Genomic DNA, 23,046 nt, shown 5'->3' on the forward strand with positions numbered 1-23,046 from the left:
ACAGCGGGTGAGTCGGCGAAACCTATTCCGGCGAATTCTCCGGGGTTTCCCCGGTCAGCGTTCCGGGTCGGCGCTGACCCGCTGGACGTCGGCGCCCAGCCGCTGCATGTTCTCCACGAACCGGGGGTAGCCGCGGTCGATGTGGAAGACGTCCCAGACCTCGGTGACGCCCTCGGCGACCAGTCCGGCGATGACCAGTCCGGCGCCCGCGCGGATGTCGGAGGCCCACACCGGCGCGCTGGAGAGCTTCTCCACGCCGCGGACCACCGCGTGGTGGCCGTCGGTGCGCGCGTCCGCGCCCAGCCGCATCATCTCCTCGATGAAGCGGAAGCGGGCCTCGAACACGTTCTCGGTGATCATCGAGGTGCCCTCGCAGACCGCGGCCAGCACCACGGCGAAGGGCTGGTTGTCGGTGGCGAAGCCCGGGTAGGGCAGGGTGACGAAGTCGACCGCCTGCGGACGGCCCTCCTGCACCACCCGGAAGCCCTGCTCGGTCAGGGTGACCTCGGCGCCGGCGGCGCGCAGCTTCTCCAGCACCAGGTCCAGGTGGTGCGGGTCAACACCCTTGATGTGCAGGTCACCGCGGGTGGCCACGGCGGCGAGTGCCCAGGTGGCGCCGACGATGCGGTCGCCGATGACCCGGTGCTCGGTTGGCTCCAGCTTCGAGACCCCGTGCACGGTGAGCGTGGAGGTGCCCGCGCCCTCGATCTTGGCGCCCATCTGCTGCAGCATCACGCACAGGTCGACGATCTCCGGCTCGCGCGCGGCGTTGTCGATCAGCGTGGTGCCCTCGGCCAGCACCGCGGCCATCAGGATGTTCTCGGTGGCGCCCACGCTGGGGAAGTCCAGCCAGATCTGCGCGCCGTGCAGGTTCTCCGCCTCGGCCACCACACAGCCGTGCTCGATGCCGCTGGTGGCGCCCAGCTTGCGCAGACCGGCCTGGTGCATGTCCAGCGGCCGGGAGCCGATCGCGTCCCCGCCGGGCAGCGCCACGACCGCCTTGCGGCAGCGGGCCACCAGCGGGCCCAGCACGCACACCGAGGCACGCAGCTTGCTCATCGAGGCGAAGTCCGCGCGGTGGTTCAGCTCCGCGGGGGTGGTGATGGTGGCCACGTCGCCCACGATCTCCACCTCGCAGCCGAGGCCCCGCAGCACATCGCCCATCAGGGGGACGTCCAGGATCTCCGGGCAGTTCGTGATCGTGGTTGTGCCCTCGGCCAGCAACGCGGCCGCCATGAGCTTCAACACGCTGTTCTTCGCGCCTACGACGTCGACCTCGCCGACCAGTCGTGCGCCACCCGTCACCCGGAAATGCTCACCCACGATGACCCATCGTATGGGCAACCCGGAGAGTGACCGAAACCCGTACTGTGCAGGACATGTCGGTGCACCTCACGCGTATCTACACCCGTGTCGGCGATGACGGCACCACCGCGCTCGGCGACGGCGCCAGGGTTCCCAAGACGGACCCCCGGCTGGCCGCCTACGCCGATGTCGACGAGACCAACGCCTCGCTCGGCGTGGCCCTGGCCCTCGGCAACCTGGCCGAGGACGTGGCGCCGGTCCTGAAGGCCATCCAGAACGACCTCTTCGACGTCGGAGCGGACCTGTGCGCGCCGATCGTGCCCGACCCGCCGTATCCCCCGCTGCGCATCACCCAGGCGTACGTGGACCGGCTGGAGGGCTGGTGCGATGAGTTCAACGGCAGGCTGGGCAAGCTGAACTCGTTCATCCTCAACGGCGGCACCCCCGGCGCGGCCCTGCTGCACCAGGCGCGGACCATCTCCCGCCGGGCCGAGCGCAGCACCTGGGCGCTGCTGGAGGTCGACGCGGAGCGCACCAACAAGCTGGCCGCCAAGTACCTGAACCGGCTCTCCGACCTGCTGTTCATCCTGGCCAGGGTGGCCAACCCGGACGGCGACGTGCTGTGGGAGCCGGGCAAGAACGGCTGAGACGACCGTGGCCCGCCGGCAGGTTCGCCGACGGGCCACGGATCACGTCTTCAGGACGCCCAGGGAATGGATCTTCCCGGTGGCGCGGACTCCAGCCAGGACAGGAAACCGGTGAGCGCGTCGGCTGGCATGGCCAGCTCCAGCTCGAGGTCCTCGCCCCGGCAGCGCAGCACGGTGGACCCGGCCGGGACCACGTAGGTCTCCGACCCGGTCGGCTCGCGCCGGGTGTCGATCTCCAGTCCGGCCCGGCTGATCACCTTGTCCGGACCCGACCGCAGGCTGAGCACCCGGTACCAGGTGAACTCGTCGCCGCGGTACTTGCCGATGCCCAGGTGCCAGCCACGTTCTTTCTCACCCAGCTGGTCGCGCAGGGCCACGTCGATGCCGCCCTGGCGCAGCAACCGCAGTCGCCGCCAGGCGAGCAACGCGATGGCGATGGCCACCGCAGCCAGGACCAGTCCGATGATTTCGGCGATGTCCACGGCTGCGTCCACCCGTCCGTTCGCGCGTCAGACCGGCTGGCCGGCGGCCTTGAGGCGGGTCGCTGCCCGTGCCCTCGCCTGCTCATCGGAGTGGCCGAGGTCCTCGCGGGCCTGATCCACGTCAATCTCGTGACCCAGCTCGGCGCTCTCGGCCAGAATGCTCACCGTGTCACCGGTGACGGAAAGGAAACCACCGTGAACGGCGGCGGTGACGACTTCACCATCGGTGGTGGTGACTCGCACCACACCACCCTCGACCAACTGACCCAGCACCGGCTCGTGGCTGGGCAGGATGCCGATCTCGCCCTCGGTCGTCTGCGCGACCACCATTTTCGCGGTCCCGGACCACAGGCGGCGCTCGACAGCGACCAACTGGACGGACATCTCAGCCACGGGCATCTCCTTCGCGTGCTCGTTGGAGGCCAGTTTAGTCGGTGCCCTCGCAACTTGGTGGGGCGGGCCGGTGTCAGAAGTACTGAGGAGACGAAAGAACTGGGGAGGGGGGCTCATGGGGCAGGCCGAGGAGGGCTTCGACGTGTTCGTCGAAACCCGTTCGACCGCCTTGCTGAGAACGGCGTACCTGTTGTGCGCCGGTGACCGGGGAGCGGCCGAGGACCTGTTGCAGGACGTGCTCGAACGCACCTACGGGAAGTGGCGCAAGATCGACTCCGCACCGGAGGCCTACGTGCGCGCCGCACTGGCCAACGCGGCGGCCAACCGCTGGCGGCACCGCTCCCGCCGGGTCAGGGAGGCGCCGCTGGAGGAGGTGATCCCGCCGAGTGAGCCGGGTCACGAGGAGCGGGTGGCCGACCGCGACGCGCTGCTGCGGGCACTGGCCGAGCTGCCGCAGAAGATGCGGGCCGCGGTGGTGCTGCGCTATTTCGACGATCTGACCGAGGCCCAGGCCGCGCACGCGCTCGGCTGCGGCGTCGGCACCATCAAGAGCCAGACCTCCCGCGGTCTCGCCCGACTCCGAGACCTGCTCGACCCCGTGGGGGCCGACACCACCGCCGATCAAGACCGGGGTAGCCGATGCGCACCGACGAGCTGAAGGAAGCACTCACCAAAGTGGCGTCCACTGTGGACACCCTGCCCGGGTTCACCGAGCGGGTGGTCCTCGGCGGGCGTCGGCGCAAACGGCGCAGACTGCTGGTGCTGGCCACCGCGCTGAGCATGGTGGGGGCCATCGGCTTCGGCGGTCTGGCGTGGACCTTCCTGAACCAGTTCCGCCCTGAGCAGCTCACCGCCGACGCCCGCTTCGGCCAGAACGCGCTGGGCCCGAGGGCCGGGGACGACCCGCTGCGCAAGGAGGCGCTGGCCGTCTTCGCCAGGGACTGGGCCCGCAGCCTGCCGCAGACCGGGCCGGTGCTGATCCTGCACGGCCAGCCGCACGTCTACTGGGCGGGCGAGACCGCGGCCGGACCGGCCGTGGTGCTGCTGCAACGGGTCGGCCGGAGCAGCGGGGAGACCACCATGCCCGTGCTGGTCGGCCGGGCGCCTGGCGAGACGGCGCTGCGACTGCTCGCGGTGGACCTGCCTGCCAAGGCTGGCGCGCCGTCGGGCGCGTTCCTGTTCGGTCAGGGGGACCGGACCCTGCTCGCCCTGGCCCAGCAGAACGAGGTGCGCTGGTCGCCGGGCCTCCGGGTGGCGGCGGACGGCAAGGTGAGCCGGGACTTCCAGCGACTGGACCTTGTCGACGGGGTCGCACTGGCCCAGGTTCCGCCGGAACTGCACCCTGGCGCCGCGGTGGTCACCACCGTGGGGCAGGCGGACCAGCTCGTCTCGCTGCGTCCCCGGCTCGCCTCGGCGCATCCCCGCGAGCTGGCCGGTCTGCTCGGATCCGCCGGCCGGGAGGACGAGGTGGTTCCAGGCACCGGCACCGGCATCCGTCCGGACGGGGCCCGGCCGCGCAGGTTCATCGCGGCGCCCACCCTCCGGCCACCGGATGAGATCAGCACGGCGGGTGTGGTCTCGCTGATGCACACCGACTACCTGGACAGGTTCCTGCCGAAGAAGCGGAATGCCTGGGAACTGCTGGCCGGACTGCCCGGCGACCGCTCGCTCTACCTCAGCGAGGTCGACGAGGGCGGCCCGACCCGGCTCTACGGCGTGCTGATGACGGGCGCGCGGAACAAGACCGAGCAGGTGATCTACGGCGGCCCCGGTGAGCCCTCCGCGCTGCCGGTGCGGGTCCGGCTGCCCGGTCAGGACGGCTGGGTGGTCGCGGGGCAGGACGTGCGGCTGAGCTGGCGCACCGGGCCGTCGGCGGACTGGCAGGAGGCGGGCCAGGACGCCGCGCTGCTGCCGGCCACCGCCACCGAGGTGCGCGCGGTCGGCAACGGGAAGACCGCCGAGTTCCGGCTCGGCTAGTCGGGGAAACGCGAAGACCGGGCCTCCTTGGGGGGAAGCCCGGTCTTCGTGGTGTTCAGGGTGCTACCGGTCAGCCCTTGAGCTTCTGGTAGTTCGCCTCGAGGTCCTCAAGGCCACCGCACATGTAGAAGGCCTGCTCCGGCATGTGGTCGAAGTCGCCCTTGGCCAGCTTGTCGAAGGCCTCGACGGTCTCCTTGACCGGCACGGTCGAACCGGCCTGGCCGGTGAACTGCTCGGCCGCGTACATGTTCTGGGACAGGAACCGCTCGATCCGGCGGGCCCGGTTCACCAGCACCTTGTCCTCTTCGGACAGTTCGTCCATGCCGAGGATGGCGATGATGTCCTGCAGGTCCTTGTACTTCTGCAGGATCCGGATGACCTCCTGGGCGACGCGGTAGTGCTCGTCGCCGACGATCGCGGGGTGCAGGATCGTCGAGCTGGAGGCCAGCGGGTCCACCGCCGGGAAGATGCCCTTGGAGAACACCGCACGAGAAAGCTCGGTGGTGGCGTCCAGGTGGGCGAAGGTGGTGGCCGGCGCCGGGTCGGTGTAGTCGTCGGCGGGCACGTAGATCGCCTGCATCGAGGTGATCGAGCGACCCCGGGTGGAGGTGATGCGCTCCTGCAGCTCGCCCATCTCATCGGCCAGGGTGGGCTGGTAACCCACGGCCGAGGGCATGCGGCCCAGCAGCGTGGAGACCTCGGAACCCGCCTGGGTGAACCGGAAGATGTTGTCGATGAACAGCAGCACGTCCTGGTTCTGCACATCGCGGAAGTACTCCGCCATGGTCAGCGCGGACAGCGCGACCCGGAGCCGGGTGCCCGGCGGCTCGTCCATCTGACCGAAGACGAGCGCGGTGTCCTTGAGCACGTTGGACTCGGTCAGCTCGGCGATGAGGTCGTTGCCCTCACGGGTGCGCTCACCAACACCGGCGAACACCGAGGTGCCACCGAAGTTCCGGGCGATACGGGTGATCATCTCCTGGATGAGCACCGTCTTGCCGACGCCGGCACCGCCGAACAGGCCGATCTTGCCGCCCTTGACGTACGGGGTCAGCAGGTCGACGACCTTGAGGCCGGTCTCCAGCACCTCGGTGCGCGGCTCGAGCTGGTCGAAGGCCGGGGGCTTGCGGTGAATGCCCCAGTGCTCGACGTCCTTGGCGTAGCCGGGGGTGTCCATGCACTCGCCGAGCGCGTTGAACACGTGACCCTTGACCGCGTCACCGACGGGCACCGAGATCGGCTTGCCGGTGTCGGTCACCGTCGCGCCGCGGACCAGACCGTCCGGCGGCTGCATGGAGATCGTGCGGACCAGGTTGTCGCCGAGGTGCTTGGCGACCTCCAGGGTCAGCGTCTTGGCCATCGCCTCGTAGGTGATCTCCACCTTCAGGGCGTTGAACAGCTCGGGCACCGAGTCCCGCGGGAACTCAACGTCCACGACCGGGCCGTTGACCCGGACGATCCGGCCGGTGCCGGCAGCGGTAGCAGTCGTCATCTCACTCATCACTTCCTGCGGCGCCAGCCAGAGCGTCGACGCCGCCGACGATCTCGCTGATCTCCTGGGTGATCTGGGCCTGGCGGGCCTGGTTGGCCTCACGGGTGAGGACACGGATCAGCTCGGTGGCGTTGTCCGTGGCCGCCTTCATGGCCCGCTGGCGGGCCGCCGACTCCGAGGCCGCGGACTCCAGCAGAGCCGCGAACAACCGGGTCTTGATGTACTTGGGGAGCAGTGCGTCGAGCAGCGTCTCGGCGTCCGGCTCGAAGTCGTAGACCGCGCTCGGCGTCTCGGACTTCTCCGTGAACTCGACCTCCAGCGGGGCGACCCGCTTGGCGATCGGCGTCTGGGAGAGCATCGAGCGGAACTCGGTGTAGACCACGTGCAGTTCGTCGAAGCCACGCTCACCGTCGGGGCCGGGGCCGTCCACGGTGTCGTCGGCGCCTGCCAGGAAGGCGGGCACCAGCTCGTCGCCGATCTCGACCGCGTTGCGGTAGACGGGGGATTCGGTGAATCCGACCCACGAGTTGGCGACCGCGCGCTGGCGGAACCGGTAGAACGCCTGACCCTTGCGACCGATCACGTACAGCACCGGCTCCTTGCCCTGCTGCTTGAGCAGGGTCTGGAGCTCCTCCGCGGCCTTGATGACCGAGGAGTTGAAGCCGCCGCACATGCCCTTGTCACTGGTGACCACGAGCACCGCTGCCCGCTTGGGCTGCGGCCGCTCCACCAGCAACGGGTGGTCCAGGGTGGTCGCGTCGGCGAGGGCGGTGAGGACGGTGGTGATCTCCTCGGCGTAGGGGCGGGACTCCGCCACCTTCGCCTTCGCCTTGCCGATGCGGGAGGTGGCGATCAGCTCCATCGCACGCGTGATCTTCTTGGTCGACTGGGTCGCCCTGATCCTCTGCTTGAGGACACGAAGTTCAGCAGCCATGGGTCACGTCACTTCTTCGCGGGGTCGGGACGGTTCACCTTGACCGACTCGGCGCCCAGCTTGTCGGCGTCGATCGCACCAGCCGCCGCCTCGTTGACGACCCTGGAGCCGTCGGAGGCGGTGAACTCCTGCTTGAACTTGGTGATCGCCTCGACCAGGCGCTCCTCGTTCTCCTTGGAGAAGTCCTTGGTGTCGCGGATCTCGTCCAGGATGCCCTTGTGGTTGCGGCGGATCGAGTCCAGCAGCTCGGACTCGAAGCGGCGGACATCGCCCACCGGCACCGAGTCGAGGTGGCCGCGGCTACCGGCGAAGATCGAGACGACCTGCTCCTCGACCGGGAACGGGCTGTACTGGGACTGCTTGAGCAGCTCCACCAGCCGCGAACCACGGGCCAGCTGGGCCTTGGAGACCGCGTCCAGGTCGGAGGCGAAGGCCGCGAAGGCCTCCAGCTCGCGGTACTGGGACAGCTCCAGCCGGAGCGAACCCGCGACCTTGCGCATCGCCTTCACCTGCGCGGAGCCACCGACCCGGGAGACCGAGATACCGGTGTTGACCGCGGGGCGGACACCCTGGTTGAACAGGTCCGACTCCAGGAAGCACTGGCCGTCGGTGATGGAGATGACGTTGGTCGGGATGTAGGCCGACACGTCGTTGGCCTTGGTCTCGATGATCGGCAGACCGGTCATCGAACCCGCGCCCAGCTCGTCGGAGAGCTTCGCGCAGCGCTCCAGCAGACGGGAGTGCAGGTAGAAGACGTCACCCGGGTACGCCTCGCGGCCCGGCGGGCGGCGCAGCAGCAGCGAGATGGCGCGGTAGGCCTCGGCCTGCTTGGTCAGGTCGTCGAAGACGATCAGGACGTGCTTGCCCTGGTACATCCAGTGCTGACCGATGGCCGAGCCGGTGTACGGCGCCAGCCACTTGAAGCCTGCCGCGTCGGAGGCGGGGGCCGCGACGATGGTGGTGTACTCCATCGCACCGCGGTCCTCCAGCGCCTTCTTCACCGCGGCGATGGTGGAGCCCTTCTGGCCGATCGCGACGTAGATGCAGCGGACCTGCTGCTTCGGGTCGCCGGTCTCCCAGTTGGCCTTCTGGTTCAGGATGGTGTCCACGCAGACCGCGGTCTTGCCGGTCTTGCGGTCACCGATGATCAGCTGGCGCTGGCCACGGCCGATCGGGGTCTGCGAGTCGATCGCCTTGATGCCGGTCTGGAGCGGTTCCTTCACGCTCTGCCGCTGCACCACGGTGGCCGCCTGGAGTTCCAGCGCGCGCCGGGTCTCCGAGACGATCTCGCCGAGGCCGTCGATGGGGTCACCCAGCGGGTTCACCACGCGGCCGAGGAAGCCGTCGCCGACCGGCACGGAGAGCACCTGGCCGGTCCGCTTGACCTCCTGGCCCTCTTCCAGACCCTCGTAGTTGCCGAGGATGGCCGCACCGATCTCGCGGACGTCCATGTTCAGCGCGACGCCAAGCACACCGCCGGAGAACTCCAGCAGCTCGTTGGTCATCGCCGAGGGCAGGCCCTCGACAGTGGCGATGCCGTCACCGGTGGTGGCGACGACCCCGACCTCTTCCCGGCTGACCTCCGGGGAGTAGCTGGAGACGTAGTTCTCGATCGCACTGCGGATCTCGTCCGACGAGATCGTCAGCTCCGCCATTGTCGTTCCTGCTCTCGCTTCGATCTTCAAAGAAGGGGGGTGCTTCGTCGTGGGGGATCCGGGTCCCGGACCCCCCTGCCCTGGCGTCAGCCGGCCAGGGTTCGGCGCAGCGCCTCCAGGCGGCCTGCCGCGCTTCCGTCGATGACCTCGTCACCGACCTTGATCACCAGACCACCGGACACCGACGGGTCCAGCTCGACGTGCAACGCGATCGGCCGCGAGTAGATGCGCGTCAGGGTGGCGGTGAGCCGATCCTGCTGCGCCTCGGTCAGCTCGAAGGCGGTGCGGACGTGGGCGACCGAGCGCTCCCGGCGCTTGGCTGCCGCGTCGGCCAGCTCCTCAAGGCCGGTCACCACGCCACGGCCGCGCAGGCTCGTGGCGAGCTGCTCGACCAGTGCGAGGGTGACCTTCTCGACCTTGCTGCCGAGCAGCCCGCGCAGCAGCGCGCGCTTGCCCTGCACATCGCCGGTCGCATCGGAGAGCAGCCGGTCGAGCTGACCGTCCGCGGCCACGATGCGGCCGAGCCGGAACAGCTCGTCCTCGACCGCGTCCAGCCGCTCGGCCCGCTCGGCCTGCGTGAGCAGGGCGGTGCGGCCGAGCGTCTCGATGCCGTCCACCAGCTCACGCGGGCTGGACCAGCGCGCGGTGACCACCGCGGAGAGCACGTTCATGGTCTCCGCGGCCACCTTGCCGCCGAGCAGCTGGCGGGCCAGCTGCTCCCTGGCTGCCGGGTCGGTGGCCGGATCGGCCACCGTCCGCCGCAGCGCGGGCTCCTTGCCGAGCAGGCTGACGACGGCGAACAGCTCGTCGGCGAGCGTGCCCAGCGTGTCGCCGCTGGCGTCGGAGGTGACCTGGGACAACCGCGTTTCCGCGGCGGCGAAGGCCTCTCGGCTCGCGGCGTGCTGCGTCGCAGTCATCGTTCCGCTCACTTCCCGGCCGGCGCCGACGTGGCGTCCAGCTCGTCGAGGAAGCGGTCGACGGTGCCGCGCCTGCGGGCCTCGTCCTCAAGGGACTCGCCCACCACACGACCGGCCAGGTCGACCGCGATCCGACCCAGGTCGCCGCGAAGTTCCGCGACGATCTGCGCCCGCTGCGCGGCCAGCGCGGCCTGGCCCTGAGCCACGATGCGCTCGGACTCGGCCTGTGCCTGCTCCCGCAGCTCGATGACGATCTGCTGGCCCTCGGCCCGCGCGTCGTCCCGGATGCGAGCCGCCTCGGCCCGCGCGTCAGCGAGCTGCGCCTTGTACTGCTGAAGCGCTTCCTGCGCCTGCGCCTGGGCCTGCTCGGCCCTGGCGATACCGCCCTCGATCGCCTCGGTGCGAGCTTCGTACGCCTTCTCGAACTGCGGGAAGGCGTACTTCTTCAGCACGAAGAAGACAACACCGAAGGCGATCAGGCCGAGGATGATCTCGCCGATGGGCAGGCCAAGCGGGAAGACGGTGTCCCCCGCGGCCAGCACGACGGCTGCCGATACCTCACTCATCGCGACTCCTAGCCGTCAGTGGGACGAGGTCAGGCCGCGAACGCGAGCACGAAGCCCAGCAGGGCCAGTGCCTCGACGAGGGCCATACCCAGGATCAGCCAGGTGCGGTTGAGGCCGGCGACCTCGGGCTGGCGGGCGTTGGCCTGCAGGTAGGCGGCGAACACGAGGCCCACGCCGATGCCCGGGCCGATCGCGCCAAGGCCGTAACCGATGGTGTTGATATTGCCGGTGACCTCGGCCAGGTTGGCAACGACGTCGATCATCTGGATCGGTGTCCTTTCGGTTCTTTACTTGCCGCACTGGGTGCGGAAGATCCTTGCTGGGCGACTCAGTGCTCGTCGGCGAGAGCACTCTGGATGTAGAAGGCGGCCAGTACGGTGAACACGTACGCCTGCAGAGCGGCCACCAGCAGCTCGAAGAAGGTCATGATGATCAACATGCCCGCGGACAGCGGGGCGACCACGGTGACCAGGCTGCCCGAGCTGATCATGTACAGAGTGGCGGTGCCGAAGATCGTCAGGATCAGGTGGCCGGCGAAGGCGTTCGCGAACAACCGGACGGCCAGGGTGAACGGCCGGATCAGGAAGTTCGAGGCGAACTCGATCAGCGCGACCAGCGGCAGCACCGCGACCGGCACACCGGGCGGGATGGTCATCAGCTTGAAGTAGCCGAGGAAGCCGTGCTTCTTGATGCCCACCACGTTGTAGATGATGTAGACGAGGATGGACAGCACCGCGGGAATGGCCAGGTGGCTGGTCACCGGGTACTGCGCCAGCGGCACGATGCCGAAGAGGTTCAGCACCAGGATGAAGATGAACAGCGAGGCCAGGAAGGGCGCGTAACGCAGCCCGTCCCGCTTGCCCATCATGTCCACGGCGATCGAGTTCCGGACGAAGCCGTAGATGCTCTCACCGAGGAACTGCAGCTTGCTGGGGATGACCTTCGCGTTGCGCGAGGTCCAGAGCATGAGGGCGATGACGATGACCGCCCCGAGGCCCAGCAGAGTCATCGCCTTGACCGAGGCGATGATCGTCCCGTCGCCCACCTTGTCGAAGAAGAAGGTGTGTTCGACGGTCGGCGGCTTGAAGCCGTCGCCCTCGCCGGTCGCGGCCAGCAGCATCTGGCTCACCCTTTGTCCTCCGTGTCGTCGGTCCTACTAGGCGGCACGTCAGCCTTGGGGGAACCAGTAAGGTCGCCCGGGCGGCCGTACTTCACGATGATCAGGTAGATCGATCCGCCGAAGCCGATTAGCGCTCCGATCGGGGTGAGGAACCGGGTGTCCAGCAGCTTGTCGAGCCCCATCCCGATGCCGCCCCAGATGATGAGGCCGGCGAACAGGACAGAGAGCACCGACCAAGCCTGGCCGACTCCTGCTTGATCCGAGGAGGCTGATCTTCCCTCATCGGTCGAAGGCACCATATCAGGCGATTGCGTGCCGCCCGGACGGGGGTTTTCCGTGTTGTTCATTACTTACCGGAGCCAGGTCGAACGCCGCCGAGACCCGGTCGCATCCGCACCACGGTGACCGTCATCGAGACGACCCAGCCGAGTACGGCGGCAACCACGCCAACAGCGATCCACGTGGGTGTCAGACCGACCGCACGCAGCAGGAACAGCGTCCCGAGCACCGCGAGCAGCCGGAAGATGTAAGAGGCGAGACCGACCGCGAGGACCATCTCGGGCATGTGCCGGGCGACCCGGGAGACCACCCAGGCGCCGGTGAAGAAGAACAGGACCGTGATCAAGGCGCCGGTCAGCGAGGACAGCGCGCCCAGCGGACCGACCACGAACCAGCCCACCACGGCGACCGCCACGGCAAGGCCCCCGACGACGAGGATCGTCGGCCTCGTCTTCGGTTCCACCCAGTTGACCTGGACCTCTTCGCTCACGGGCACCAGTGTGTCAGCTACGTTAAGCCGCCCTAACAGGGGGGTTGACCCAGGGCCGGAACAGGCGTATCTAGACGATCTTGACTGGCCCCCGCGGACGGTCCGCGCGCGGCTTCCGGACGAATTTCTCCGCAATTTCCGGCGTACCGGACATTTGACCCCACCGAGCCTTGCCACAAAAGGCCGTCGCGCATTTCCCCGAGGGTCCTGGAAAAATCACCCAATGGAATTCATCGGTGAATTCCCCGCCGGGTTGTCCGGCGGCCCGCGCCAGACAAGCCGGTCAGACCACGGGTCCCGGCCGGGCCGGCCCGGCGGACGTCCGCCGGGGGACGGCACCGCCCGGCGGTCGGCCGGATCCGCGCAATAGGCGGCTCACACCCCGTCCTCGGACGCGGAATAACGGAAACCGGGGTGTCGGACAGTGATTTCCGCGGCCAGACTGAGCACTCTTCCGAATGAATCAAGCCAGCAGTCGATCACCGCGCGCGACGGGTGTCCCGCAGCCGGGGGACGGCCGAGGCAAGCAGTGCGAGCAGCAGCCCGATGCCCACCCCCCAGACCACCGTGGTGATCTCGAACAGGCTCAGCGAGACCGCGCCGAAGGCCAGTACGGCGGCCCACAAGTAGATCAACAGCACCGCGCGGCGGTGGGAGTGACCGATCTCCAGCAGGCGGTGGTGCAGGTGCATCTTGTCCGCGGAGAACGGGCTGCGGCCTGCCCTGGTCCGGCGGATCACGGCCATCACCAGGTCCAGCAGTGGGACGAAGAGCACCGCGGCCACCACGACCAGCGGGGACAGCATCGCGATCAGGTCGGAGGCCTTGTAGGCGCTGTAGTCCATCTTGCCGGAGGCGGTGGTGCTGGCCGCGGCCAGCATCAGGCCGATCAGCATGGAGCCGGAGTCGCCCATGAAGATCCGGGACGGGTTGAAGTTGTGCGGCAGGAAGCCCATGCAGGCACCGGCCAGCACGGCGCCGATCAGCGCCGGCGAGTAGACCTGCACGTCGCCGTTGCGCTCGACCAGCAGTCCGATGGAGAAGGCGCAGGTGGCCGCGGCCGCGATCAGGCCGATCCCGGCGGCCAGGCCGTCCAGGCCGTCGACGAAGTTCATCGCGTTGATCATGGTCACGGACAGGAACACGGTCAGCAGCGCGCCCTGGTCCGGGCCGAGCGAGAGCACCCCGCCGCCGTTGGCCTCCCACGGCACCCAGAAGTAGAACCAGGAGACGCCGAAGAGCACCAGCAGGCCGGAGGCGGTGATCTGGCCGGCCAGTTTGGTCAGCGAGTCCAGCTCGAACCGGTCGTCCAGCGCGCCGACCAGGACGATCACCCCGCCGGCGACCACCACCGCGACGATGTCGGAGGAGTAGTCGAAGGCCCGGCGCAGCGCCGGCAGGTGGAAGGCGAGCACCATCCCGGCGAGCACCCCGCCGTACATCGCCACCCCGCCCATCCGGGGCATGGGTTTGGCGTGCACGTCGCGTTGCCTCGGGTAGGCCACCGCGCCGACCTTGCGGGCCAGCAGCCGGACGAGCCCGGTGAGCAGGAAGGTCACCGCGGCGGTGACCAGGCAGACGAGCAGGTACTCCCGGATGGGGAGTCCGGCTGCGATGGCAGGCATCGGGCCCACTTCGGAGACAAACCTCGCGGATCGGGGGCGCGGATGGGGAGGACCTTCGGGGAGATGATCTTCCCAGCCGTGCGACGGGGGTGTGCAGGGTGGCTGGCTGTGCTCCAACGTTACTCGCCTGAGATGCGGCGGCCGGAGCGAGGCCAAGCGTAGGGGCAGGCGTGGTTGGCGTCTGAAGAGGGGACGCCCGAAGGGTGGGTGGGGTTGCACGGGCGGGATGGGTGGCGTGGGTTCGGGGGCTGGGCGGGGCAGCTGGGCGGGGGTGCCCGGGTTCGGCCCTGATGACCGATCAGCTCAGCCGGACGTGGCGGGGAACACGTTCCGGCTAACAACCGATCATCCCGGCGCGCGTCTGAACCCATGTGAGGGACGCACGATGGATGACTTTGGTCGCTCTGGGTATCGCCGCTGCCGCGTTGGTCGCCTGTGGTTCTCCGGATCGGGTGGAACAACCACCCCCGTCGGCGACCTCGGACGCCCCCGATCCGGCCGGTCGCCCGCTGCCGCCGATCCCGCCGCCCAGGCCCGGCGACCCCCAGGTCGTCCGCAAGGGGCCCGCCGAGGCCGGGAACCGGTTCGCGCTCACCATCGACGACGGGACCTGCAAGGAGTGCGTTGGCGGGTACGTGGCGCTGGCGGAGAAGGGGCTGCACCTGACCTTCTGTCCCAACGGGCAGTACCACGCCAACTGGGAGCCCTTCGCCGAGCGGATCCGCAAGCTGGAGGCGGCCGGGGTCATCCAGCTCTGCAACCACACCTACAGCCATCCCAACCTGCTGAAACTCTCCGATGAGGAGATCGGCAAGGAGATCGAGCGCAACGAGGCGTGGATCCAGAAGACCTTCGGGGTGACCGCGCGGCCCTGGCTGCGGCCGCCCTTCGGCAACCGGGACGCGCGGGTGGACCGGATCGCGGCCAAGCACGGCTACACCCGGATGGTGCTGTGGAACGGGTCGTTCGGGGACTCCGGGAAGCTGGCGCCGGACGTGCTCTACGCGGAGGTCGAGAAGTGGCTGCGGCCAGGCTCGATCATCCTGGCGCACGCCAACTTCCCGACCGCGATCCACGAGTTCGACCGGATCCAGGCGCTGATCAACCAGCGTGGGTTGCGACCGGTCACGCTGGACGAGCTGTTCGGCACCTCCCGGGCGGACGGCTAGCCGCCGACGTAGGCCGCCAGGTGTTCGCCGGTGAGGGTCGTCCTGGCGGCCACCAGGTCGGCCGGGGTGCCCTCGAAGACGATCTGACCGCCGTCGTGCCCTGCGCCGGGGCCCAGGTCGATGATCCAGTCCGCGTGCGCCATCACCGCCTGGTGGTGTTCCACCACGATCACCGACTTGCCCGCCTCGACCAGCCGGTCCAGCAGGCCGAGCAGGTGTTCGACGTCGGCCAGGTGCAGGCCGGTGGTGGGCTCGTCCAGGATGAACACGCGATTGAGGCGAGAGGAACGCGAGCTTGCTCGTGTTCCCGAGCCGATTGAGTGTGTTGGAGTCGGCGCAGCCGGCGAACCGACGCCGCCCTTGTCGCCCATGTGGGTGGCCAGTTTCAGCCGTTGCCGCTCGCCGCCGGAGAGCGAGGTCAGCGGCTGGCCGAGGCTGAGGTAGCCCAGGCCGACGTCGGCCAGCCGGTCCAGGATCGCGTGCGCGGCCGGGGTGGCCGCCTCACCCGTGCTGAAGAACTCGGTGGCCTGGGTGACCGACATGGCCAGTACCTCGCTGATGTTCTTGCCGCCAAGGTGGTAGTCCAGCACCGCGGCCTGGAATCGCTTGCCCTCGCACTCCTCGCAGGTGGTGGCCATGCTGGCCATGATCCCCAGGTCGGTGTAGACCACGCCCGCGCCGTTGCAGTTGGGGCAGGCGCCCTCGGAGTTGGCGCTGAACAGGGCCGGTTTCACGCCGTTGGCCTTGGCGAAGGCCTTGCGGATCGGTTCCAGCAGTCCGGTGTAGGTGGCCGGGTTGCTGCGCCGGGAGCCGCGGATCGGGCTCTGGTCCACCGAGACCACGCCCTCCTCGGTCGGCATCGAGCCGTGCACCAGTGAACTCTTGCCGGAGCCCGCGACACCGGTGATCACCACCAGCACGCCGAGCGGGATGTCCACGTCGACCTTGCGCAGGTTGTGCTTTGTCGCGCCGCGGATCTCCAGCTTGCCGGTGGGTGTGCGCACCGAGGACTTCAGCGCGGCCCGGTCGTCGAAGTGGCGGCCGGTGACCGTGCCGCTGGCCCGCAGCCCGTCCACGGTGCCCTCGAAGCACACCGTGCCGCCCGCGGTGCCCGCGCCGGGGCCGAGGTCGACCACGTGGTCGGCGATCACGATGGTCTCCGGCTTGTGCTCGACCACCAGCACCGTGTTGCCCTTGTTGCGCAGCCGCAGCAGCAGGGTGTTCATCCGCGCGATGTCGTGCGGGTGCAGGCCGATGGTGGGCTCGTCGAAGACGTAGGTGACATCGGTGAGCGAGGAGCCGAGGTGCCGGATCATCTTGACCCGCTGCGCCTCGCCGCCGGAGAGCGTGCCCGAGGGCCGGTCCAGCGAGAGGTAGCCCAGCCCGATCTCCACGAAGGAGTCCAGGGTGTGCCGCAGCGCGCCGAGCAGCGGGGCCACCGAGGGCTCGGACAGCCCGCGCACCCAGTCGGCCAGATCGCTGATCTGCATCGCGCACGCCTGGGCGATGTTGATCTTCTTGATCTTGGAGGACCTGGCGCCCTCGCTGAGCCGGGTGCCCTCGCACTCCGGACAGACGGTGAAGGTGACCGCCCGTTCCACGAACGCCCTGATGTGCGGCTGCATCGCCTCCTTGTCCTTGGACAGGAAGGACTTCTGGATCTTGGGGATCAGGCCCTCGTAGGTGAAGTTGCCCCCGTCGATCTTGATCTTGGTGGCTTCCTTGTACAGGAAGTCCTGCATCTCCCGCTTGGTGTACTTGCGGATCGGCTTGTCCGGGTCGACGAAGCCGGACTCGGCGTAGATCCGCACCGTCCAGTGGCTGTCGGACTTCCAGCCCGGGATGGTGAAGGCGCCCTCGGCCAGCGACTTGGAGTCGTCGTAGAGCTGGGTCAGGTCGATGTCGTTGACCTTGCCCCGGCCCTCGCAGCGCGGGCACATGCCGCCGGTGACGCTGAAGCTGCGCCGTTCCTTCACGGTCTGGCCGCCGCGTTCGATGGTGACCGCGCCCGCGCCGCTGATCGAGGCCACGTTGAAGGAGAAGGCCTGCGGTGAGCCGATGTGCGGTTTGCCCAGCCTGCTGAACAGGATGCGCAGCATGGCGTTGGCGTCGGTGGCGGTGCCGACGGTGGAGCGCGGGTCCGAGCCCATCCGCTGCTGGTCCACGATGATCGCGGTGGTCAGCCCGTCCAGCACGTCGACCTCCGGCCTGGCCAGCGTGGGCATGAAGCCCTGCACGAAGGCGCTGTAGGTCTCGTTGATCATCCGCTGCGACTCGGCCGCGATGGTGCTGAACACCAGCGAGGACTTGCCCGAGCCGGAGACACCGGTGAACACCGTCAGCCTGCGTTTGGGGATCTCGACGCTGACGTCCTTGAGGTTGTTCTCCCGCGCGCCGTGCACCCGGATCAGGTCGTGGCTGTCCGCCTCGTGCGGCTCTGGCGCACTGGTCCTCTTGGCCTTGCTCATCGTGTCTCCATCGGTCACCGGCGGTTCAGCGGGCTTGCTGGATGCGGATCATGTTCCCCGCGGGGTCGCGCAGGGCGGCGTCACGCACGCCGTAGGGCTGGTCGGTCGGCTCCTGGATGACGTCCGCGTCACCGGCCTGCAGCCGCTCGAAGAGGCCGTCGATGTCCTTGGTGGACAACACGATGCCGCCGTAGGTGCCCTTGGCCATCATCTCGGTGATGGTGCGGCGCTCCTCCTCGGTGATGCCGGGGTCGGCGCCGGGCGGGTGCAGCACGATGGAGGTGCCGGGCTGGCCGGGCGGGCCGACGGTGATCCAGCGCATGCCGTCGTAGCCGACGTCGTTGCGGATCTCGAAGCCGAGGGTGTCCCGGTAGAAGGCGATCGCGGCCTCCGGATCGTCCTGGGGCAGGAAGCTCGCGTGAATGCTGATGTCCATGGCGGCCACGTTAGGTGCGGTTCACCGGCCGCGCTTCTTGATTCCTGACCGGTCGGGTGACCTGCTTGGCCACGCAGGACGGGATGCCGGCGGTGGCGCCGGTGGCCTCGCGGCGGTAGGCGCTGGGTGGCATGCCGACCAGCTCGGTGAAGCGGGTGCTGAAGGTGCCGAGCGAGGAGCAGCCGACCGCGAAGCAGACCTCGGTGACGCTCAGGTCGCCGCGGCGCAGCAGGGTCATGGCGCGCTCGATCCGGCGGGTCATCAGGTAGCTGTACGGCGATTCGCCGTAGGCCCGGCGGAACTCCCGGCTGAGGTGCCCTGCGGACATGTGCACGCCGCGGGCCAGGGCCGCGACGTCCAGTGGCTGCGCGTAGTCCCGGTCGATCCGATCCCGGACGCGGCGCAGCAGCCTGAGGTCGCGCAGCCGCTGCGCGTCGGTGGAACCGCTGGTCACCAGCGGATCGTGCCACGTCAGGGCGGGTATGCCCAACAACGCCGAGGTTACGGGTCGGCTTCGGCCGGGGTCCGCTCAGTCCGGCAGGACCGCCACCGCGCGCACCGGCAGGGTGGCCATCCCGGCCACCGGGGCGGGCAGCGCGGTGAACCGGGCGCCGCGGGCGGGCAGCGCGGCCAGGCCGGTGAGGTGCTCCACGATCGGGATGCCGGCGCCGAGCAGGCCGTGGTGGGCCGGGCGGGCCGGATCGGTGTTGTCGTCGATGTTGAGCGAGTCGATGCCGACCAGCGCGGGCTCGGCCGCGATGAGCGTGGCGACCAGGTCGGCGGTCAGGAACGGGTGCCCCGTGAAGTAGGCATCGCTCCCCCAGTGCCGGGAGTGGCCGGTGTGGATGAGCACCGCACAGCCACGCAGCTCGCCAGCGCCGTCGAGCAGGTCTGGGCCGATGCCGCCGGTGGCGTCGAGCACCACCGCTGGCACGTCGACCACGCGTTCCAGCGGCAGGTCGGCCAGGTCGTAGCCGTCCGGGTAGAAGTGCGCCGGGGTGTCGAGATAGGTGCCGGTGTTGCCGACCAGCTCGATCCGGCCGATGGCGAAGCTGACGCCTGGAGCCATCCTGGCCGCGGTCTCGGCGAAGCTGACCTCGGTGCTGATCCGCGGCGGGGCCATCCCCGGATAGGTCAGCAAGCCGTCGGTGATCCGGTGGCTGAGATCGACGATCACTGGGCGAGCTGGACGTCGAAGCCCAGCACCTCGGTGATCTCGGCCAGCTTGACCGCGCCCTCGCGCAGCACCAGCGGGTCCGAGCCGGTCAGGTCGACGATGGTGGAGGGCACCGCGTGCTCGCACGGGCCGCCGTCGAGGTAGATCGGCACCAGCTCGCCGAGCTGGTCCCTGGCCTGCGCGGCGGTGGTGGCTGGCGGGTGCCCGGACCGGTTGGCGCTGGAGACGGCCATCGGGCCGACCTCGCGCAGCAGCTCGATGGCCACCGGGTGCAGCGGCATCCGCAGCATCACCGTGCCCCTGGTGTCGCCGAGGTCCCAGGCCAGCGAGGAGGCGTGCGGCAGCACGATGGACAGGCCACCCGGCCAGAACGCCTCGATCAGCGAGCGGGCCTGGTGCGGCACCGAGAGCACCAGGCCGTCGATGGTGGACCAGCTGCCGACCAGCACCGGGACCGGCATGTCCCGGCCCCGGCCCTTGGCGTCCAGCAGACCCTGCACGGCGTTGGCGTCGAAGGCGTCGCAGCCGATGCCGTAGAGGGTGTCGGTCGGCAGGACCACGAGCTGGCCGGCGCGCAACGCGCCGGCCGCCGCGGCCAGTCCGGCCACCCGGGACTCCGGCTGGCCGCAGTCGTAGACGGTGCTCACACCGTGCAGCCTACGAGACCGGCGTCAGCACCTGACGCGGCTCCTCCACCTTGGCGGGCTCGGCCGCCGCGGCCACGTCCGTCTTGACCGGCTGGCGCGGCTTGAGCACCTTGCGGCCGACGTTGATCATCGGCACCTCGACGGTGCGGTAGAGCACGCTGGCCAGTACCAGGGCCAGGGCCACCACGCTGAGCGCGAGCGGCCAGCCGCCCAGGCTCGGGAAGAGGAAGTGCAGCGGGGCCGCGGCGATGGACTGCACCAGGTAGAGCGAATACGAACGTTCGCCGACGTAGGCCATCGGGCGGACCGAGAGCACCTTGGCCACCGGGCCGGGCGCGATCACCGCGGGCAGCAGCAGGGTGACGGCGATCGGGTAGAAGGCCATCAGCCAGATGAACCCCGGCACGCCGGCGACCTGGTTGAGCGCGTCGCCGATCGGCTTGAGGAAGCTGTGCAGCACGATCACCGCGACGGCCATGCCCACCCCGACCGCCGGGTGGGTCAGCGGCTGGATCAGCCGGTAGGTGCGCGGGTTGTGCATCAGCATCGCCAGCACGCAGCCGAGCAGGATCGAGACGTAGTGCACCGGCCAGCCGGAGGCGTGCGGGCCGAAGGTGAACGGGGTGGCCACCAGCGCGCCGACGATCAGCAGCCCGGTGATGCCCAGGCGGCGGCGCAGCGGCAGCACGCCGAACGCGAACGCCACCAGCGGCCAGACCAGGTAGAACTTCTGCTCGATGCCCAGCGACCAGGACTGGCCGAACGGGTTGGAGCCGGCGAACTCGTTGAAGAAGCTCAGGTACAGCGGCATCGCCTCGCCGAGGTGGCTGCTCTGGTAGATGCCCAGGATCGCGGTGGCCGCGGCGAGGAAGGCCAGCACCACGAAGTAGACCGGCAGGATGCGGAAGACCCGGCGCAGATAGAACGCCTTGAGCGCGACCCGGCCGGTGCGGGCCTCCTCACGCAGCATGAGCGTGGTGATCAGATACCCGGAGAGCACGAAGAAGACCTGCACACCGATCCAGCCCTGGAGCCGGTCCGGACCGCCGTAGTGGAAGACCACGACCATGACCGCGGCGATGGCGCGCAGTCCGTCGAGGCCGTCGAACCGGCGCATGGCCATGTACCCAGCGTGCGTTAGTGACTTCATTCAGCTTGCTCCCGACTGTGGTGCGTTCGGAGAGCAAGTTGCCCGAACGGGCTATGTAGTTGCAAAAAACGCCGAAAAGTGACGACGATCACGACTACTTGCGCGGGTCAAGCTAGTCCATTTGGCGGAATACAGCCTCAAAGTGTCCGTCGTGCGGTGACAAAACGTGGTCGACCGGTCAGGTCCAGGTGACCGGTGACCCCGGCCAGCACCCGGCGCGCGGCCAGTAGCGCGACCGCGGACTCACCCTGCGTGTCGTCGTGCTCCACGACCAGCGCGCCGCCGGGCTTGAGCAGCCGGGCCGCGCAGCGCACCACGTGCCGGATCACCGCCAGCCCCTCGTCCTCGGCGAAGACCGCCGCGTGCGGGTCGTGCTCGGCCACCTCCGGCGGCACCGGGGTGCCCTCCGGCACGTACGGCGGGTTGCACAGCACCAGGTCCACCGCCCCGTCCAGCTCGGCCAGCAGCCCGGGATCGGCCACATCGCCCGCGTGCAGCCGGACCGGGGTGTCGCCCCGGTCGGCCTGGGCGTCGGCGTTGCGCCGGGCCCAGGTCAGCGCGGCCGGATCGCGTTCCACCGCGTGCACCAGCGCGTCCGGCCGCTGGTGCGCCACGGCCAGCGCCAGCGCGCCCGAACCGGTGCACAGGTCCACCACCAGGGGTCGTCGCACGCCGTCGAGTGCCTTCAGGCCCCACTCCAGCAGCAGTTCGGTCTCCGGCCGCGGGGTGAACACGCCGGGCCCCACCGCCAGCTCCAGCGGCCCCAGCCAGGCCTTGCCGAGCAGGTGCTGCAACGGCACCCGGCTGGCCCGCCGCCGCACCAGCCGGTGGAACGCCTCGATCACCGGCGGGTCCACCAGTGGGATGAGGCCCAGCCTCATCCGCTCCACGCCGAGCACGTGCGCGGCGAGCAGTTCGGCGTCCACCCTGGGGCTGGCCACCCCGGCCTCGGTCAGGATCCGCTCGGCGTCCATGACCGCGAGACGCAACGGCTGTCGGTTCACAACGCGCGAGGTTACCGACTACCCGGTATCACTCGATTGATCGACGCGTTGCGCCGATCAGCAGTCAGCCCCCCGGAGGCCCGCTCACTAGCTTCAGCACCGAGTTCATTCGTTCCGGGGAGGGGACATCGAACGTGCGTAATTCACTCGCGCTCATCACGATCACCGGGGCCCTGCTGCTGGGTGGTTCACCCGCCCAGGCCGCGCCCGTCATCACCGACCTGGGCGCGCTGCCCGGGTACCACCTGTCCTGGGCCAACGACATCGGCCCTGACGGCGTGGTCGGGGCCTCCAGCACGCCCGGCCAGGTCCAGGGGGTCTTCTGGCCCAACGACGGCGTCACGGTCAAGCTGCAGCCCACCGCGGCGGGCTGGGCGGTCGCCGAGGCGATCAACAACAGCCGGGTCATCGTCGGCACCTCCGGCGACAAGGCGGTCCGCTGGGCCCATCCCGGCGCCGCGCCGGTCGTGCTGCCCAGCCCGGCGGTCTACACCAAGACCTTCGCGAAATCGATCAGCAACAAGGGCGTGATCGCGGGCAACGGCGATCACCCGGAGACCTTCCAGACCAGGGCCCTGCGCTGGACCTCTGGCCGGGCGCCCAAGGTGCTGCCACCGCTGCCCGGCCACCAGGAGAGCGAGGTCGGCTCCGCGGGCGCGGTCGGGGAGAACTCGGTCGTGGTCGGCAAGTCCGATGACGACGCGGTGTTCTGGGACGCCGCCGGGAACGTGCACAAGCTGCCCCAGCTGGCCGGCTGGGCCAGCAGCACGGCGCACGCGATCAACCGGCACGGGGTGATCGTCGGCTCCTACGACCTGCCCGGTGGTGGCGGCGGCGCGGTGCGCTGGGAACGCGGCCGGGTCACCGTGCTGCCGAACCTGCCCGGCGCCGACCACAGCGGCGCCTACTCGATCAACGACTCGGGCGTGTCGGTCGGCGCCTCCAGTGGGCGCGCGGTCCGCTGGGACGCCGCGGGGGTGGCCACCGAGCTGCCCAAGCTGAGCGATCAGCTGCCTGGGCACGCCAAGGCGATCAACGAGCGTGGCCAGGTCACCGGCACCAACAGCCCGCAGTGGCGGCAGGACCACGCGGTGCGCTGGACGCCCTGACGGG

General features: G+C 69.5%; 25 protein-coding genes. 5 read left to right on the top strand and 20 right to left on the bottom strand.

The genetic code is table 11. The features are described from left to right. Positions 1-54 precede the first annotated feature (54 nt). Entirely contained in the window at positions 55-1,323 is a 1,269-nt protein-coding gene (murA, locus tag HNR67_RS42350; RefSeq protein ID WP_185009511.1) for a UDP-N-acetylglucosamine 1-carboxyvinyltransferase, read from the bottom strand. Positions 1,324-1,379: 56 nt separating this feature from the next. Between murA and HNR67_RS42355 the strand changes: the two genes are divergently transcribed. Beyond that, a complete protein-coding gene (locus tag HNR67_RS42355) occupies positions 1,380-1,952 on the top strand; it encodes a cob(I)yrinic acid a,c-diamide adenosyltransferase (protein ID WP_185009513.1) in 573 nt (190 codons plus the stop codon). A 50-nt stretch (positions 1,953-2,002) separates the two neighbouring features. On the opposite strand, the gene HNR67_RS42360 is transcribed toward HNR67_RS42355, so the two are convergent. Together HNR67_RS42360 and HNR67_RS42365 are read right to left on the bottom strand one after the other, a co-directional pair. Beyond that, positions 2,003-2,434, bottom strand: a complete 432-nt coding sequence (locus HNR67_RS42360; RefSeq protein ID WP_185009515.1) for a DUF2550 domain-containing protein — start codon at positions 2,432-2,434, stop codon at positions 2,003-2,005. Between the two features lie 27 nt (positions 2,435-2,461). After that, positions 2,462-2,827, bottom strand: coding sequence for a F0F1 ATP synthase subunit epsilon (locus HNR67_RS42365; RefSeq protein WP_185009516.1), 366 nt, complete (start codon positions 2,825-2,827; stop codon positions 2,462-2,464). Between the two features lie 115 nt (positions 2,828-2,942). On the opposite strand from HNR67_RS42365, the gene HNR67_RS42370 reads away from it, so the two are divergent. Together HNR67_RS42370 and HNR67_RS42375 are read left to right on the top strand one after the other, a co-directional pair. Next, the gene (locus HNR67_RS42370; RefSeq protein ID WP_185009518.1) at positions 2,943-3,485 is read left to right on the top strand and encodes a SigE family RNA polymerase sigma factor; all 543 of its coding nucleotides are present in this window, start codon (positions 2,943-2,945) and stop codon (positions 3,483-3,485) included. Next, positions 3,467-4,804 (top strand): ubiquinol-cytochrome c reductase iron-sulfur subunit N-terminal domain-containing protein, encoded by a 1,338-nt coding sequence (locus tag HNR67_RS42375; RefSeq protein ID WP_185009520.1) that lies wholly within the window; start codon positions 3,467-3,469, stop codon positions 4,802-4,804. The genes HNR67_RS42370 and HNR67_RS42375 overlap by 19 nt, the downstream gene beginning before the upstream one ends. Before the next feature lie 70 nt (positions 4,805-4,874). On the opposite strand, the gene atpD is transcribed toward HNR67_RS42375, so the two are convergent. The 10 genes from atpD to HNR67_RS42425 all read right to left on the bottom strand — a co-directional run bounded on the left by atpD (position 4,875) and on the right by HNR67_RS42425 (position 13,882). Beyond that, on the bottom strand, positions 4,875-6,305 hold the full coding sequence (atpD, locus tag HNR67_RS42380; RefSeq protein ID WP_407645170.1) for a F0F1 ATP synthase subunit beta: 1,431 nt from the start codon (positions 6,303-6,305) through the stop codon (positions 4,875-4,877). Beyond that, positions 6,298-7,230, bottom strand: coding sequence for a F0F1 ATP synthase subunit gamma (locus tag HNR67_RS42385; protein WP_185009524.1), 933 nt, complete (start codon positions 7,228-7,230; stop codon positions 6,298-6,300). The genes atpD and HNR67_RS42385 overlap by 8 nt, the downstream gene beginning before the upstream one ends. A gap of 8 nt (positions 7,231-7,238) precedes the next feature. Continuing rightward, positions 7,239-8,885, bottom strand: a complete 1,647-nt coding sequence (gene atpA / locus HNR67_RS42390; protein ID WP_185009526.1) for a F0F1 ATP synthase subunit alpha — start codon at positions 8,883-8,885, stop codon at positions 7,239-7,241. An 86-nt stretch (positions 8,886-8,971) separates the two neighbouring features. Next, a complete protein-coding gene (locus tag HNR67_RS42395) occupies positions 8,972-9,802 on the bottom strand; it encodes a F0F1 ATP synthase subunit delta (RefSeq protein WP_185009528.1) in 831 nt (276 codons plus the stop codon). Between the two features lie 8 nt (positions 9,803-9,810). Further along, positions 9,811-10,368, bottom strand: coding sequence for a F0F1 ATP synthase subunit B (locus HNR67_RS42400; protein WP_185009530.1), 558 nt, complete (start codon positions 10,366-10,368; stop codon positions 9,811-9,813). Between the two features lie 29 nt (positions 10,369-10,397). Continuing rightward, positions 10,398-10,631, bottom strand: a complete 234-nt coding sequence (gene atpE / locus HNR67_RS42405; RefSeq protein WP_221490240.1) for an ATP synthase F0 subunit C — start codon at positions 10,629-10,631, stop codon at positions 10,398-10,400. Positions 10,632-10,696: 65 nt separating this feature from the next. Continuing rightward, entirely contained in the window at positions 10,697-11,488 is a 792-nt protein-coding gene (gene atpB, locus HNR67_RS42410) for a F0F1 ATP synthase subunit A (protein WP_246494049.1), read from the bottom strand. 5 nt (positions 11,489-11,493) lie between these two features. Continuing rightward, positions 11,494-11,718, bottom strand: coding sequence for a hypothetical protein (locus tag HNR67_RS42415; RefSeq protein ID WP_185009534.1), 225 nt, complete (start codon positions 11,716-11,718; stop codon positions 11,494-11,496). Positions 11,719-11,834: 116 nt separating this feature from the next. Next, positions 11,835-12,257: a hypothetical protein gene (locus HNR67_RS42420; protein ID WP_185009536.1), complete on the bottom strand. Its 423-nt coding sequence runs from the start codon at positions 12,255-12,257 to the stop codon at positions 11,835-11,837. Between the two features lie 479 nt (positions 12,258-12,736). Next, entirely contained in the window at positions 12,737-13,882 is a 1,146-nt protein-coding gene (locus HNR67_RS42425; RefSeq protein WP_185009538.1) for a glycosyltransferase family 4 protein, read from the bottom strand. 389 nt (positions 13,883-14,271) lie between these two features. On the opposite strand from HNR67_RS42425, the gene HNR67_RS42430 reads away from it, so the two are divergent. Continuing rightward, positions 14,272-15,051, top strand: a complete 780-nt coding sequence (locus HNR67_RS42430) for a polysaccharide deacetylase family protein (RefSeq protein ID WP_185009540.1) — start codon at positions 14,272-14,274, stop codon at positions 15,049-15,051. On the opposite strand, the gene HNR67_RS42435 is transcribed toward HNR67_RS42430, so the two are convergent. The 7 genes from HNR67_RS42435 to prmC form a co-directional block, all read right to left on the bottom strand. Further along, entirely contained in the window at positions 15,048-17,519 is a 2,472-nt protein-coding gene (locus tag HNR67_RS42435) for an ATP-binding cassette domain-containing protein (RefSeq protein WP_185009543.1), read from the bottom strand. The two genes, HNR67_RS42430 and HNR67_RS42435, sit on opposite strands and share 4 nt — an antisense overlap. Positions 17,520-17,544: 25 nt before the next feature. Beyond that, on the bottom strand, positions 17,545-17,955 hold the full coding sequence (locus HNR67_RS42440; RefSeq protein ID WP_185009545.1) for a VOC family protein: 411 nt from the start codon (positions 17,953-17,955) through the stop codon (positions 17,545-17,547). Between the two features lie 10 nt (positions 17,956-17,965). After that, on the bottom strand, positions 17,966-18,409 hold the full coding sequence (locus HNR67_RS42445; protein WP_185009547.1) for a helix-turn-helix transcriptional regulator: 444 nt from the start codon (positions 18,407-18,409) through the stop codon (positions 17,966-17,968). A gap of 75 nt (positions 18,410-18,484) precedes the next feature. Further along, on the bottom strand, positions 18,485-19,132 hold the full coding sequence (locus tag HNR67_RS42450; protein WP_185009549.1) for a cyclase family protein: 648 nt from the start codon (positions 19,130-19,132) through the stop codon (positions 18,485-18,487). Next, complete coding sequence (locus tag HNR67_RS42455; RefSeq protein ID WP_185009551.1) at positions 19,129-19,779, bottom strand: L-threonylcarbamoyladenylate synthase; 651 nt, start codon at positions 19,777-19,779, stop codon at positions 19,129-19,131. Before HNR67_RS42455 ends, HNR67_RS42450 begins: the two co-directional genes overlap by 4 nt. A gap of 10 nt (positions 19,780-19,789) precedes the next feature. Next, a complete protein-coding gene (locus tag HNR67_RS42460; protein WP_246492719.1) occupies positions 19,790-20,902 on the bottom strand; it encodes an acyltransferase family protein in 1,113 nt (370 codons plus the stop codon). Positions 20,903-21,066: 164 nt separating this feature from the next. Continuing rightward, complete coding sequence (prmC, locus tag HNR67_RS42465) at positions 21,067-21,933, bottom strand: peptide chain release factor N(5)-glutamine methyltransferase (RefSeq protein ID WP_185009555.1); 867 nt, start codon at positions 21,931-21,933, stop codon at positions 21,067-21,069. Between the two features lie 134 nt (positions 21,934-22,067). Here prmC and HNR67_RS42470 point away from each other — a divergent pair, with 134 nt between their 5' ends. Continuing rightward, positions 22,068-23,042, top strand: coding sequence for a hypothetical protein (locus HNR67_RS42470; RefSeq protein WP_185009557.1), 975 nt, complete (start codon positions 22,068-22,070; stop codon positions 23,040-23,042). Positions 23,043-23,046: the final 4 nt, after the last annotated feature.

It is taken from the genome of Crossiella cryophila (assembly GCF_014204915.1).
GTDB lineage: Bacteria > Actinomycetota > Actinomycetes > Mycobacteriales > Pseudonocardiaceae > Crossiella > Crossiella cryophila.